This is a genomic window from Bacillus sp. LM 4-2 (genome assembly GCF_000978495.1).
GTDB classification, from domain to species: Bacteria; Bacillota; Bacilli; order Bacillales; family Bacillaceae; genus Bacillus; species Bacillus subtilis.
Genome location: NZ_CP011101.1, coordinates 2,295,705 through 2,309,532, shown reverse-complemented (window position 1 = coordinate 2,309,532; position 13,828 = coordinate 2,295,705). Strand labels below are relative to the sequence as shown.

The 13,828-nt window shown below is 44.0% G+C and carries 18 protein-coding genes; 14 read left to right on the top strand and 4 right to left on the bottom strand.

Annotated elements, in window-relative coordinates:
• The first annotated feature begins 150 nt into the window (after positions 1-150).
• Genes bslm_RS11390 through bslm_RS11370 form a run of 5 tightly spaced genes read left to right on the top strand, consistent with a single transcriptional unit; the run spans position 151 to position 2,571 of the window.
• Positions 151-621 (top strand): GNAT family N-acetyltransferase, encoded by a 471-nt coding sequence (locus tag bslm_RS11390; RefSeq protein ID WP_004398668.1) that lies wholly within the window; start codon positions 151-153, stop codon positions 619-621.
• Between the two features lie 9 nt (positions 622-630).
• Positions 631-975 (top strand): antibiotic biosynthesis monooxygenase family protein, encoded by a 345-nt coding sequence (locus bslm_RS11385; RefSeq protein ID WP_032729078.1) that lies wholly within the window; start codon positions 631-633, stop codon positions 973-975.
• Positions 968-1,999, top strand: coding sequence for a GNAT family N-acetyltransferase (locus bslm_RS11380; RefSeq protein WP_046381163.1), 1,032 nt, complete (start codon positions 968-970; stop codon positions 1,997-1,999). Before bslm_RS11385 ends, bslm_RS11380 begins: the two co-directional genes overlap by 8 nt.
• The gene (locus tag bslm_RS11375; RefSeq protein WP_003226552.1) at positions 1,996-2,319 is read left to right on the top strand and encodes an iron-sulfur cluster biosynthesis family protein; all 324 of its coding nucleotides are present in this window, start codon (positions 1,996-1,998) and stop codon (positions 2,317-2,319) included. The genes bslm_RS11380 and bslm_RS11375 overlap by 4 nt, the downstream gene beginning before the upstream one ends.
• A gap of 12 nt (positions 2,320-2,331) precedes the next feature.
• A complete protein-coding gene (locus bslm_RS11370) occupies positions 2,332-2,571 on the top strand; it encodes a YqkC family protein (protein WP_003230411.1) in 240 nt (79 codons plus the stop codon).
• A 39-nt stretch (positions 2,572-2,610) separates the two neighbouring features.
• Here the strand turns inward: bslm_RS11370 and bslm_RS11365 are convergent, their stop codons facing one another.
• Entirely contained in the window at positions 2,611-3,528 is a 918-nt protein-coding gene (locus bslm_RS11365; protein ID WP_004398519.1) for an alpha/beta hydrolase, read from the bottom strand.
• Between the two features lie 161 nt (positions 3,529-3,689).
• Here bslm_RS11365 and bslm_RS11360 point away from each other — a divergent pair, with 161 nt between their 5' ends.
• Entirely contained in the window at positions 3,690-3,914 is a 225-nt protein-coding gene (locus bslm_RS11360) for a YqkE family protein (RefSeq protein WP_010886561.1), read from the top strand.
• A 31-nt stretch (positions 3,915-3,945) separates the two neighbouring features.
• Here bslm_RS11360 and bslm_RS11355 read toward each other — a convergent pair whose 3' ends face one another.
• Positions 3,946-4,866: an aldo/keto reductase gene (locus bslm_RS11355; protein ID WP_004398525.1), complete on the bottom strand. Its 921-nt coding sequence runs from the start codon at positions 4,864-4,866 to the stop codon at positions 3,946-3,948.
• A gap of 62 nt (positions 4,867-4,928) precedes the next feature.
• Positions 4,929-5,051, bottom strand: a complete 123-nt coding sequence (mciZ, locus tag bslm_RS11350) for a Z-ring formation inhibitor MciZ (RefSeq protein WP_003230420.1) — start codon at positions 5,049-5,051, stop codon at positions 4,929-4,931.
• Positions 5,052-5,125: 74 nt separating this feature from the next.
• Between mciZ and nudF the strand changes: the two genes are divergently transcribed.
• Both nudF and bslm_RS11340 read left to right on the top strand, forming a co-directional pair.
• Positions 5,126-5,683 carry an ADP-ribose pyrophosphatase gene (nudF, locus tag bslm_RS11345; protein WP_004398600.1) on the top strand — a complete coding sequence of 186 codons (558 nt, stop codon included), beginning with the start codon at positions 5,126-5,128 and terminating at the stop codon, positions 5,681-5,683.
• On the top strand, positions 5,680-6,843 hold the full coding sequence (locus bslm_RS11340) for a TIGR00375 family protein (protein ID WP_003246128.1): 1,164 nt from the start codon (positions 5,680-5,682) through the stop codon (positions 6,841-6,843). The genes nudF and bslm_RS11340 overlap by 4 nt, the downstream gene beginning before the upstream one ends.
• An 8-nt stretch (positions 6,844-6,851) precedes the next feature.
• On the opposite strand, the gene ansR is transcribed toward bslm_RS11340, so the two are convergent.
• Entirely contained in the window at positions 6,852-7,202 is a 351-nt protein-coding gene (gene ansR / locus bslm_RS11335) for an HTH-type transcriptional regulator AnsR (protein WP_004399024.1), read from the bottom strand.
• A 181-nt stretch (positions 7,203-7,383) separates the two neighbouring features.
• On the opposite strand from ansR, the gene ansA reads away from it, so the two are divergent.
• The 6 genes from ansA to spoIIM all read left to right on the top strand — a co-directional run bounded on the left by ansA (position 7,384) and on the right by spoIIM (position 13,789).
• Positions 7,384-8,373 (top strand): asparaginase, encoded by a 990-nt coding sequence (ansA, locus tag bslm_RS11330; protein ID WP_004399032.1) that lies wholly within the window; start codon positions 7,384-7,386, stop codon positions 8,371-8,373.
• A 44-nt stretch (positions 8,374-8,417) separates the two neighbouring features.
• On the top strand, positions 8,418-9,845 hold the full coding sequence (gene aspA, locus bslm_RS11325) for an aspartate ammonia-lyase (RefSeq protein WP_014477246.1): 1,428 nt from the start codon (positions 8,418-8,420) through the stop codon (positions 9,843-9,845).
• Between the two features lie 140 nt (positions 9,846-9,985).
• Complete coding sequence (gene mleN / locus bslm_RS11320) at positions 9,986-11,392, top strand: malate-H+/Na+-lactate antiporter MleN (RefSeq protein WP_046381162.1); 1,407 nt, start codon at positions 9,986-9,988, stop codon at positions 11,390-11,392.
• A 17-nt stretch (positions 11,393-11,409) separates the two neighbouring features.
• Positions 11,410-12,729 carry an NAD-dependent malic enzyme gene (locus bslm_RS11315; protein ID WP_004398731.1) on the top strand — a complete coding sequence of 440 codons (1,320 nt, stop codon included), beginning with the start codon at positions 11,410-11,412 and terminating at the stop codon, positions 12,727-12,729.
• A gap of 99 nt (positions 12,730-12,828) precedes the next feature.
• Positions 12,829-13,044, top strand: coding sequence for a hypothetical protein (locus bslm_RS11310; protein WP_046381161.1), 216 nt, complete (start codon positions 12,829-12,831; stop codon positions 13,042-13,044).
• A gap of 100 nt (positions 13,045-13,144) precedes the next feature.
• Positions 13,145-13,789 (top strand): stage II sporulation protein M, encoded by a 645-nt coding sequence (gene spoIIM / locus bslm_RS11305; RefSeq protein WP_004398593.1) that lies wholly within the window; start codon positions 13,145-13,147, stop codon positions 13,787-13,789.
• Positions 13,790-13,828 lie beyond the last annotated feature (39 nt).

The window sequence follows — 13,828 nt, the reverse complement described above, 5'->3', positions numbered from 1 at the left end:
AAATGATCAAACATTGTTCCCTCGGCAGTCTGGAAACGTATGATACAGGAAAGAAGGCATTTACAATTCCAGCCAGGCAAAATATAATTTTTATATTGTGAGAAAAAGAGCTGACATTCGTTTTGCCAGACGGAGGGAGATCAAATCGTAATGGATATTCGAACAATCACGTCTTCAGATTATGAAATGGTAACGTCTGTACTGAATGAATGGTGGGGCGGCAGACAGCTGAAAGAAAAATTGCCGAGACTATTTTTTGAGCATTTTCAGGACACAAGCTTTATTACATCCGAACATAACAGCATGACGGGATTTTTAATCGGATTTCAATCGCAATCCGATCCTGAAACGGCGTACATTCATTTTTCCGGTGTGCATCCGGATTTCAGAAAAATGCAAATTGGGAAACAATTGTATGATGTATTTATCGAAACAGTAAAACAAAGAGGCTGCACCCGGGTAAAGTGCGTCACTTCACCTGTGAATAAGGTATCAATCGCATATCACACAAAATTGGGGTTTGATATTGAAAAGGGTACCAAGACGGTAAATGGCATCTCAGTGTTTGCAAACTATGATGGTCCGGGCCAAGACAGGGTACTGTTTGTCAAAAACATATGAGGGGGAAATATGATGGATTTTTTATCAAAAACACCTGAGCCTCCTTACTATGCAGTCATTTTTTCTTCTGTCAAAAGCGAAAATGACACAGGATATGGAGAAACAGCGGAGTGGATGGTATCACTTGCGGCGGATCAGCCTGGATTTTTAGGCGTGGAAAGCGTACGTGAAGCGGATGGAAGGGGCATCACAGTTTCCTATTGGGACAGTATGGACGCAATTAACCATTGGAAGCATCACACTGAACATCAAGCGGCAAAAGAAAAAGGAAAAAGCCTTTGGTACGAGTCGTATGCAGTCCGCGTCGCAAAAGTCGACAGACAGCGGCTGTTTCAGGAGAACACGAATGATTGAATTTCTCCAGCATAAGGAAGCCACTATAGCGCGTGAGATTTTAGCCATACAGATCCCCGCCTACATAAAGGAAACAGAGATTATCGGTTTTGACGGTATTCCCGCTTTACAAGAGAAGGTGAAGGATATTCAAGCATCCCATGAACGGTTTGCGGGATATCGGAAAAACGGCAAGCTGATCGGTGTCATTTCATATGAGAAAAACATGCATTATCTCACCATTTGCAGGCTTGTTGTGCATCCTGACGGTTTCAGAAAAGGAATTGGACGAGCGCTTCTGCAATTTGTCATTGATCATAATGAAGACGCTGAGAAAATCGAAGTAGTCACAGCCGAGAACAATACCCCGGCTGTGTCACTCTATACACAGGCCGGATTCCAAAAGGCAGAAACCGTCAAAGCAGCGCAGGGTCTATTGCTGACGGTCTTTCATTTGTATCCGAAAAGAAAAGTTGAGGTCATTCTCTACAACGAAAAATGGGCAGAATGTTTCGATGAAGAAAAAGAACGGCTGAAACTTGTGTTCGGGCCGGAGATTATCGCTGTTCATCACATCGGAAGCACATCAATACCGAACATGGCAGCGAAGCCAATCATTGATATGTTAATTGAAGTCAGAAGCATTGAAGCCGTGAGCCAATTTGATGAACAAATGAAGGCTAACGGCTATACACCAAAAGGTGAAAACGGCATAGCGGGCAGGCGTTATTTCCAAAAGGGCGGAAATAAACGCACTCATCATGTCCATATGTACGAACAGGGAAACCCTGCTATTGAAAGGCATCTGTTATTCAGAGATTATCTCAGAGCTCATCCAAACATAGCGAAAGAATACGCCGTTCTCAAAAAACGGCTGGCGGCCCAGCATCCTGACAGCATCAATCAGTACATACAAGGGAAAGATGAGTGGATCAAGACTGCAGAAGAAAATGCGAAGCGGTGGAAAAAAGGCAGAAACAATGCGAATGGCAGTGTTGTATGCTACAATAGCGAAAATGATGAAAACGGGGGTTTCACCTTATGAACATACATGTGACAGATGCAGCAAAACAGGCACTGCAGCAGGCGTTTGACGCCAACCCGGGAAAAAAAGCCCAGCTTCGTTACGATGCAGAAGGATGCGGCTGCGCTGTAAGCGGTGTCCCGACAATCTGGCTGGCAGAAGAATTAACGGGACAGTGCGAGCAGCTGGAAACGAACGGCATTCCGCTGTATATCCAATCGTCGCAAAAAGTGTTTTTTGACGATCAAATGACGATCGATTACAATGAAAAAGCCAAAACATTGGCGCTGAAAAGCCCGGCTGAAATGCTCAGCCCCAGAATGAGCATATTAGTAAAGTAGGAGACGCGAAACGTGGAACAAAAGCTGAAGGCAATGAAGAACACAGCACAAAATAAAACGTGGGTATCCTTCCTGAATCAAAACCATCCCTATACCTTGCTTCACTGGTCAATCGGAGGAGCAGAGTCCATCAAGAAAGATGTCTGGCTATTGCAGGATGAAATGACCTTCGAGACGCAGGAGTTTACAACGATAGATCTTGCGATTGAATGGATCAGAGAAAATATGGATGGCATTACCGACGTTCTGTAACATAAAAAAGCGAAAGAGCCGAAGAGGCCTTTCGCTTTTTTATTCTGTTGAATCATTCATGTTGTCTAAAAACTCCTGCACTGTTTTTCGGTACGTATGCCGATTTTTGGTATATGACATGGCGTGTTCACCGTTCTCGGCAATGTACAGCGCTTTCGGACCGCGTTTCTTTTCATAAAGCCGCTCGGTTGAAGAAACAGGAATGTAGTCATCATCCTTACTGTGAATAAAGAGGACCGGCTTTTCAATTTTATCAATGACAGCAAGCGGAGATACTTCACGTGCGCGATAGCCTCCCCTCAGCTTCAAAAAGAAGTCGGCGATAGGAAGCAGGGGCCAAGACGGGAGCCTGTATTCCGCTCTCAGCCGATAGGCAAGCTGTTCATCAAAACATGCGAACGGACAATCGGCAATATAAAAATCAGCGCCATCGCTGCAGTGTGCACCAGCATAAAGCAGGGCGGTCACGGCCCCCATCGACTCACCATGAATTCCGATCAATCCGCGATGATTTGTTTTGTTTTTGAGCAAGCTGACAACCTTATTGAGATCATCCTTTTCGTAAAACCCGTAGCTGGTCGTCTTTCCGCCGCTTTGGCCATGCCGGCGATGGTCATAAATGAGCACATTCCAGCCGAGATCTAGAAATAAATGCATATACTTAAGAGAATTCAGTACATTCATCGTCACCCCGTGGCAGATGATGATGGTATTTGGTGTGTCATGCGGTGCGACATGGTATCCTTTTATGTCGTACCCGTAAGCGGAGGGTATCACAAAAGCGGTTTTCTCCATTTGTTCAAATGATTCAAACACATCATGTCCGTTGTCTGTCTCTCTTTTGATAATGTCTTCATCCGTTTTTTTCTTGATGAATAGAATCATATGTGAAAAAACAATTCCGATTGCGATGACAGCTGTTACGAGCGCGCCAATGGCCAAAAGGATTTTCTTCAAAAGTCACAGCACCTTTCAACGAAATATATAGGCAATTCGTGTTTAAGATCATTATACCTAAACACTGCTACGCTGAGAAAGTGATCAGAAGAGAGTCTGCTTGTTCAGTTTATATGCTCCGTGATAAACTGGCTTCAAAACAAAACATGGGGGAAGTCTGCATGAAAAAACAAAAATCCATTGACAAACACCAGCTAAAAGACGGCCTTCAATCCGATATCAAAGCAAAGCTTATGGAGATGAAGAGCCAATTGAAGGAAGAGGATGAAAAGAGGCAGAAAAGAGAAAAAGCAGAACAGATTAGAAAGAAAAAAGAGATCGAAAAAAATAAGAGCTTTGAAGAACTCCTAAATGAAAGCCAAATGGATTGGCATCAATATAAATAAACCAGCACCCGTACAGGTGCTGGTTTTTCTGCTATGAGCGATGAGCTTTGTAAATGTCTTGTTTCGTATGAGATTGGAGCGCTTTGATTTCCTCTTCGGTTAAACGCCGTGCATTTGCTGCCTGAATATTTTCCCGTAACTGCTCAATCTTACTGGCGCCTGTAATCACTGAAGCGACAGCCGGCTGTGCTAGCAGATACTGCAGCGACTTTTCTGTCATGGAAAGATCGGGAGCCACTTCCTCCATTGCCTTACGGGCATTTGTCAGTTCCTCGAATGAATAGGACAAGTACCCGTTTTGTTTCATACTTTCTGAAGCTTGATCAAGCGGTTTTTCAGTTAAGAGCCCTTTGGCAACAGGACCTCTGGCGACTACGCTGATTTGATGTTCCTCTAAAAGCGGGAGCCATTCCTCAGGGCGTCTGTCAAACAGGCTGAATTGCATCATAATGCTGACGATGTTTGATTTTTTTACATATTCTTTAATCACATTCGGGCGGATGGAAGAAATGCCGTAGTAGCGGATGACACCTTCTTGTTTTAATTCCTCAAACGCTTCAATCGTTTCATCAATGTTGTCCTCTATCGTGCCGCCGTGGAGCTGATAAAGGTCGATATAATCTGTTTTCAGACGTGTAAGGCTCTTTTTTACCGCCTCTTTTATGTAAGCTTTTGAAGGGTCCCAATACCAGCCCTCGCTTCCGTCATCCCAACGGTTTCCCGCTTTTGTTGCCAGAATAATATCATGGCGTCTGTTTTGGATCGCATCACCGACAATTTCTTCATTGCGTCCCCGGTCATACAAATCCGCTGTGTCCAAATAGTTGATGCCAAGCTCGATCGCTTCATCCAGAATGGACAATGCTTTGTTTTTTTCAGTTCCAAGAGACATACAGCCGAGTCCGACTTCGCTAATGTCTAAATCAGATGTACCCAATTTGCGCTTTCTCATGTGCACACTCCTTTTTTAGGCTTTGTATTGACCGTAATATAAAGGAGCTAAAGTTTCAACTTTTATGGCTTTGAGATCCAATCTTTCACATATTGAAATGTGCGTCCATACTCTTTTAACTTCGCTCGAATTTCCCATGCTTTTCCGACTAAGACAACACCTTTTGGCATGCGGTGCACTTTCACGAAGAAGCCCCCTTTTGCTCTAGTATGATAAAATGTATGGGGCATCATATAGAGACAGAACGGGAGATGAAGAAATGAAATCATTAGAAGAAAAAACAATTGCCAAAGAACAGATTTTTTCGGGTAAAGTCATTGATCTTTATGTCGAGGATGTAGAGCTGCCAAACGGCAAAGCCAGTAAACGTGAAATTGTGAAACACCCTGGAGCTGTAGCGGTACTAGCCGTCACAGATGAAGGGAAAATCATCATGGTCAAACAATTCCGTAAGCCGCTTGAGCGGACGATCGTTGAAATTCCGGCCGGTAAGCTTGAAAAAGGTGAGGAGCCGGAGTATACGGCACTTCGGGAACTTGAAGAGGAAACCGGTTATACAGCAAAAAAACTGACAAAAATAACTGCGTTTTATACATCACCCGGATTTGCAGATGAAATCGTTCACGTTTTTCTTGCTGAGGAGCTTTCTGTGCTTGAAGAAAAACGGGAGCTTGATGAGGACGAGTTTGTTGAAGTGATGGAGGTGACGCTTGAAGATGCGCTAAAGCTGGTTGAATCGCGTGAAGTATATGATGCTAAAACAGCCTACGCGATTCAGTATCTTCAGCTGAAAGAAGCGCTCCAAGCACAAAAATGAAAAAGATTTACGCGGATTTGCACATTCATATCGGCCGGACCTTTACAGGAAGGGCTGTCAAAATAACAGGCGCCAAAACATTAACGCTGGACAGAATTTTGGTTGAAGCCAGTGAACATAAAGGAATTGAACTCCTCGGCATTATCGACTGTCATTCTCCGGAAGTCATTCTAGAGCTTGAGGAAGGCATTTCATCTGGAAAATATCGCGAGCTTGACGGGGGAGGAATCCGTTATCGCAGCACGACTCTTTTATTGGGGAGCGAGCTGGAGATTTATGATGAAGCCTGCAGCGGACCGATCCATGTGCTCGTATTTATGCCGACGCTGGCTGATATGAAACAGTTTTCAAACTGGCTGTCAGCCCGGCTGAAAAATATTCATTTAAGCTCGCAGCGGATTTATGAAACGGGCTTAAACCTGCAAAAAAAAGTGCAGGATATGGGCGGCCTGTTTATCCCCGCCCATATCTTTACGCCGCATAAAAGCTTATATGGAAAAGGGGTTAAATCAAGCTTAACTGAGGTTTTTGATCCATCTATGATAGACGCGGTGGAGCTTGGATTAAGCTGTGATACAGACATGGCATCACACGTATCGCAATTGAATCCGTATCCTTTTTTAACAAATTCTGATGCGCATTCGTTGGGGAAAATCGGCAGAGAATATAATGAATTATATGTGCAGTCAGCTGATTTTACTGAATTTGCTCTTGCATTAAAGGGACAAGATGACAGGAAAATTATCGCAAATTATGGCTTGGACCCGTTATTGGGGAAATATTATCAGACGGCTTGCGAAGCGTGCGGAGAGCCTGCTGTAAGCGGGGAAACAGCGTGCGCGAATTGCGGAAAAGCCAGATTTACCAAGGGAGTCAGCGATAGATTGCGTGAATTGAGTGATCAGCTTGAAGTTCGCGTCCCGCGTCCGCGATATGTACATCAGATCCCGCTGCAATTTGTTCCGGGTGTAGGCCCGAAAACGCTGGACAAACTAAAAAAAGCCTTCGGAACAGAAATGGCTGTTCTTCATGAGGCTGCAGAAGAAGATTTGGCTCGCGTTGTCCCGCCGAAAACCGCGGCGCTTATCGTAAAAGCGAGATCCGGAAAACTGGAATTGAAAGCCGGAGGAGGAGGAACCTACGGTAAAATTAAACCGTGAGCTAAAGATTAACTCAGTTCCTCCTGTACTTTTCTTTTTGTGCGTATAAAGGTAATCAGCTGGATGATTTCATCTTCACTCAGCGGCTGGCCATCAACAGAAATGGTAAAGTCGAGGCTGCTCCACGTGGCCAATTCTATGGCCTGAGGAGCAGTCTGCTTTTGTTTCTCGCGGCCTAAAAGTTCATCGCAGGTTGTGTCAAAGAGGTCAGCCAGCATGGCAAGCGCTTCAAGTGAAGGCCGTCGGTAGCCTGACTCGTAGCCGGCATATGTGCTTTTTGCGATACCGAGAAGGTCAGCTGTATATTGAAGCGACCAATTTTTCTTTTTTCTCAATTCAGTTAAACGATCTAGATTCATGAACTTCCGCTCCTTTTTCACCTTGAGCTGATTATATCATATAGGTATTAGGAAGTGTACGCGAATTGAATAATAATGTCTTGCGTATTTTATTTTCCGTGTCTATAATTGCATTAAAAGTATGCGAAAAGCGAATACCTTCTCGCAACCCATCTTTAGATACAGTGAAGAGGTGCATGGTATGAAAAAATTATTGATGTTGACAACTGGGGGAACGATTGCTTCAGTTGAAGGGGAAAATGGGCTGGCTCCCGGAGTCAAGGCTGATGAATTATTAAGTTACGTATCAAAACTTGATAACGATTACACAATGGAAACTCAGTCGCTTATGAATATAGACAGCACCAATATGCAGCCTGAATACTGGGTGGAAATAGCAGAAGCCGTTAAGGAAAATTATGATGCCTATGACGGGTTTGTTATTACTCACGGTACAGATACAATGGCCTATACATCTGCCGCACTATCGTATATGCTGCAGCATGCCAAAAAGCCGATTGTCATCACCGGCTCGCAGATTCCGATCACGTTCCAAAAAACCGATGCCAAAAAAAATATTACAGATGCCATTCGATTTGCCTGTGAAGGCGTGGGCGGCGTTTATGTTGTGTTTGACGGCAGAGTCATTCAGGGAACGCGTGCGATCAAATTAAGAACGAAAAGCTACGACGCATTTGAAAGCATCAATTACCCATATATCGCTTTTATCAATGAAGACGGGATCGAATACAACAAACAAGTAACGGAACCTGAGAACGACACCTTCACAGTTGACACTTCACTATGCACAGATGTATGTCTGCTGAAGCTGCATCCAGGCTTAAAGCCCGAAATGTTTGATGCCCTGAAAAGCATGTACAAAGGAATTGTCATTGAGAGTTATGGCAGCGGAGGGGTGCCGTTTGAAGGCAGAGACATTTTGTCAAAAGTGAATGAGCTGATCGAAAGCGGCATTGTCGTGGTCATTACGACTCAATGTCTTGAAGAAGGCGAAGACATGAGCATTTACGAAGTTGGCCGCAGAGTCAACCAAGACTTAATTATCCGATCAAGAAATATGAACACAGAAGCAATTGTGCCAAAATTGATGTGGGCACTAGGTCAGTCTTCGGATCTTCCTGTCGTCAAGAGAATTATGGAAACGCCGATAGCTGATGACGTTGTCCTGTAAAATGTAAAAACGATAACCAGCAAAGAGAAAGAAGGTTAAAGATTATGTTAAACGGCCAAAAAGAATATCGCGTGGAAAAAGACTTCCTTGGGGAAAAACAAATTGAAGCAGATGTTTATTACGGAATTCAGACGCTCCGTGCTTCTGAAAATTTCCCGATCACAGGATACAAAATCCATGAGGAAATGATTAACGCACTGGCGATTGTGAAAAAAGCTGCGGCTCTTGCCAACATGGACGTGAAACGGCTGTATGAAGGAATTGGCCAAGCTATCGTACAAGCCGCTGACGAGATTCTCGAAGGCAAGTGGCACGATCAGTTTATCGTCGATCCGATTCAGGGCGGTGCCGGAACTTCTATGAACATGAACGCGAATGAGGTTATCGGAAACCGGGCGCTTGAAATCATGGGACATAAAAAGGGAGATTACATTCATTTAAGTCCAAACACACATGTGAACATGTCACAGTCTACGAACGATGTGTTTCCGACTGCTATTCATATTTCCACATTGAAGCTCTTAGAAAAACTGCTGAAAACAATGGAAGATATGCATAGCGTTTTTAAGCAAAAAGCACAGGAGTTTGACTCTGTTATTAAAATGGGCCGGACACACCTTCAAGATGCGGTTCCGATCCGTCTTGGCCAGGAATTCGAAGCTTATAGCCGTGTTCTCGAGCGTGATATCAAACGAATCAAGCAATCGCGCCAGCACCTATATGAAGTCAACATGGGCGCAACTGCTGTTGGTACAGGGCTGAACGCTGATCCTGAATATATCAAACAGGTAGTAAAGCACCTTGCTGATATTAGCGGGCTTCCTCTTGTCGGCGCTGACCATCTTGTTGATGCGACACAAAATACAGATGCCTATACAGAGGTATCAGCTTCATTAAAAGTCTGCATGATGAACATGTCGAAGATCGCAAACGACCTGCGCTTAATGGCGTCGGGACCGCGCGCCGGACTTGCGGAAATTTCTCTGCCTGCACGTCAGCCGGGTTCATCTATTATGCCGGGGAAAGTCAATCCGGTTATGGCGGAGCTGATCAACCAAATTGCGTTCCAGGTTATCGGAAACGACAATACAATCTGCCTTGCTTCAGAAGCCGGCCAGCTTGAGTTGAACGTCATGGAGCCCGTGCTTGTCTTTAATTTGCTTCAATCCATCAGCATCATGAACAACGGCTTCCGTTCGTTCACTGACAACTGCTTAAAGGGCATTGAAGCCAACGAAAAGCGGTTGAAGCAATACGTAGAAAAAAGCGCAGGCGTGATCACAGCTGTCAATCCGCATCTTGGATATGAAGCGGCTGCCAGAATTGCCCGGGAAGCGATTATGACAGGCCAATCAGTCCGTGACCTTTGCCTGCAGCATGATGTGCTGACTGAAGAAGAATTGGATATTATTTTAAACCCATATGAGATGACCAAACCAGGTATCGCAGGGAAAGAACTATTAGAAAAATAAAATTTGTATAAAATACAGCTTATTCATCTCCGAATAGTCGGATGAATAAGCTGTTTACAACATAGGGATGAGGAAGTATAGTATACGTGTTGCATTATATATTGAAAGCGTTTTAGCTTTTACATGAAGGGGGACTTCTTTTGAAGGATGTAAGATTGCCAACACTATTTGAAATTATTATTGTACTAGGAGTATTTTTAGCACTTGTTCTATCGTTTACAGTCTTTCTCGACTTGCCGATACAGCTGGCGCTTTTTGTTTCATGGTTTATTGCAATGCTTTTAGGTATAAGACTCGGTTATTCTTATAAAGATTTACAAAATGCGATTGTACATGGGATATCAAATGGCCTTGAAGCCGTACTGATTCTCGTTTCAGTTGGGGCGCTCATCGGAACATGGATTGCCGGAGGCGTTGTGCCGACTTTGATTTATTACGGACTGGAATTTATTCACCCAAGTATCTTTTTACTGGCAACGTTAATTATTTGTTCCATTATGTCTGTGGCAACAGGAACGTCATGGGGAACAGTCGGAACTGCCGGCATTGCCATGATCGCAATTGGAGAGGGTTTAGGCATTCCGCTTCCTCTAGTAGCGGGAGCTATTCTTTCAGGTGCTTATTTTGGGGACAAGCTGTCTCCGCTGTCTGACAGTACAGTTCTAGCTTCTTCACTATCAAAAGTCGATGTATTGGCTCACGTGAGAGCAATGCTTTATTTATCAATACCTGCTTATGTCATTACAGCTATACTCTTTACAGTTGTTGGATTTATGTACGGCGGGAAAAATATTGATCTTGATAAAGTTGAATTCTTAAAATCATCTTTGCAAAACACGTTTGACATTCATATTTGGATGCTGATCCCGGCAGTTCTCGTCATAGTCTTATTGGCGATGAAAAAGCCATCTATGCCGGTTATCGTAATTGGCGCTTTACTCGGTGCAATCTGGGCTGTTGTTTTCCAAGAAATGGATATTGCCCATGCGATTGCAACTGCGTACAACGGCTTCTCTATTAAAACTGATGTTGAATTTTTGAACGGCTTGTTAAACCGCGGTGGAATTGTCGGTATGCTTGATTCTCTCGTCGTCATCATCTTTGGCCTTGGTTTTGGCGGTCTGCTTGAGAAACTCGGCGTGTTAAAAGTCATTGTTTCAACGTTTGAAAAGAAATTAACTTCAGCCGGCAATGTCACATTGTCTACACTGATCGTAGCGTTTTTAGCAAACATCTTCGGCTGTGCGATGTATGTATCTCTTATTTTGACTCCGAAAATTATGGAAGACAGCTATGATCGCTTACATCTGGACAGAAGAGTGTTATCACGTAACTCAGAGGTCGGGGGAACATTGACTTCGGGGATGGTTCCTTGGTCTGATAATGGGATTTACATGGCTGGTATTTTAGGTGTTTCTACCTTCTCTTATCTGCCGTTTATGTGGCTCAGTTTTGTAGCAATAGGTCTTGCAATTATCTATGGTTATACAGGAAAATTTATATGGTATACGAAAAACAATACAGTTAAAGCCGAAAAACTAGGCTAATAGGGGAGGATCACTGAATGATAGCGAAACACATGATTCGGACACTGATGATCGAAACGCCTTCGGTTCCCGGAAATCTTGGAAGAGTGGCTACGGCCATCGGCCTTCTGGGCGGGGATATTGGTGAAGTGGAGACGGTAAAAGTCGGACCCAATTACACAATGCGGAATATTACCGTTCAAGTGGAGAATGAAGAACAGCTTCAGGAAGTGATCGCGGCTGTACAGGCCCTCGGAGAAGGGATCAGGCTTCACACCGTATCTGATGAAGTCCTGTCCGCACATGAAGGCGGAAAAATCCAAATGAAAAGCAAAATGCCGATCCGTTCACTGGCAGAGCTGGGACGTGTCTACACACCAGGTGTTGCGGACGTGTGCCGACTGATCGAAAAAGAACCTGAAAAAGCTTCTATTTATACAACGATCAGCAATTCTGTTGCAATTGTAACGGATGGAACCGCAATTTTAGGCCTTGGGAATATCGGCTCTGTGGCTGGCATGCCTGTCATGGAAGGAAAGGCTGCTTTATTTGATCAGCTGGCGGGTATTAGCGGCATTCCGATACTGCTTGATACGAGTGATCCTGAAGAAATCATCAAAACAGTAAAACATATTTCTCCGGGCTTTAGCGGCATCCTTCTTGAGGATATCGGTTCGCCGCATTGTTTTGAAATCGAGGATCGCCTAAAAGAGGAGCTGAACATTCCTGTTATGCACGATGACCAGCATGGTACAGCTGTAGTGACGCTGGCAGCTGCCATTTCGGCATGCAGGAGTGCGGGAGTTGACCTGAAGGAAGCGAAAGTGGGGCAAATCGGCCTTGGCGCAGCAGGCGTGGCCATCTGCCGGATGTTCATGGCTTATGGTGTGAATGCTGTGTACGGAACAGACAAATCAGAGTCAGCAATGAACCGTCTCGAACAATACGGCGGACAGGCAGTTTCCAGTATTGAGGAGCTCATGGAAACATGTGATATTGTCATTGCTACAACGGGCGTTCCGGGTTTAATAAAACCGGCATTTGTACGTTCTGGTCAAGTAATTTTGGCTTTATCGAATCCGAAGCCGGAAATTGAACCGGAGGCCGCGCTGCAGGCTGGCGCCGCATATGCAGCTGACGGGCGTTCTGTTAATAATGTACTCGGTTTTCCGGGGATTTTTAGAGGAGCGCTTAACGCAAAAAGCACGGAGATTAATCATGATATGCTTGTCGCAGCAGCAGAGGCCATCGCAGCTTGCACTAAACAAGGTGATGTTGTCCCTCAGCCGCTTGATTCAAAAGTCCATCATGCGGTAGCAGCAGCTGTCGAGCATGCAGCTCTTACAGCAGTGAAATAAATGTAGCTAAACAGCACCTGTCGTACTAGGTGCTGTTTTTTTCTTATCTGTGTTCAATTTTGTTATCATTACTATGAAAATAAAAAAGGGAGTGATCACATGGCAAAAAGCCAAGCGAAAAAGAAGCGGGAGCATCGATTGAGAAACGGCGGACGTGACGTCTTATTATCAAGAGGCAGCGCACCATCTTTTAGCACACATGAAAGAATGACAAAAAGCAAAAAAGAGATTTTGAATAAACGGAAGCATAAGAATCCTTATGATCATACAGCAGTTGATGATAAGGATTTTTTTGTGCCCCAAAAAGCCGCCTAGCATTCGTCTCTATCGTTTCTTTTTGAAAAAGGGCATGTTTTTCCGTTTCTTTCATACAATCTATTAAATCAAATCACTAGAACGGGCGGGAGGAAACGGTATGCGAAAAATCTCTTATAAGGACATGTTTCTCAGGCATGTCAAAGATCATCTCTCTCTTTATATATTTGTGTCAGTGCTGTTTTTCATGGGTGTCATCTTTGGCGCGATTATTGTCAACAGTATGACCATCAGCCAGAAAGAAGATTTATACTACTACTTAAGTCAATTTTTTGGACAGCTTTCGGATGGAAAACAGGCAAGTTCAGCTGATATGTTTGGGCAAAGTATCTTTCATAATGCAAAGTATTTAGGCCTGATGTGGATACTCGGAATTTCCGTCATTGGGATGCCGATTATTTTCATCATGATCTTTCTGAAAGGGATCGTCGTCGGCTTTACTGTCGGGTTCCTAGTCAATCAGATGGGAGTAAGCGGGTTTTTCCTATCATTTGTCTCCGTTTTGCCGCAAAATGTGCTGCTGATTCCGGCTTATCTCATTATGGGCACATGTGCAATTGCGTTTTCTTTAAAGTTAATCAGACAGCTGTTCGTGAAACGAAGCCTGCATGACGCGCCGATTCAATGGTTCGGGCGGTATGCCTTTGTGCTGCTGGTCATTCTGTTTTTAGCGCTGATCTCATCTCTCTTTGAAGCATACTTATCTCCTGTTTTAATGGAAAAGCTTACATCTAGACTTTTTTAAAATCATTATTAAAAGAAAACCATTTTATTTATCAGTTTA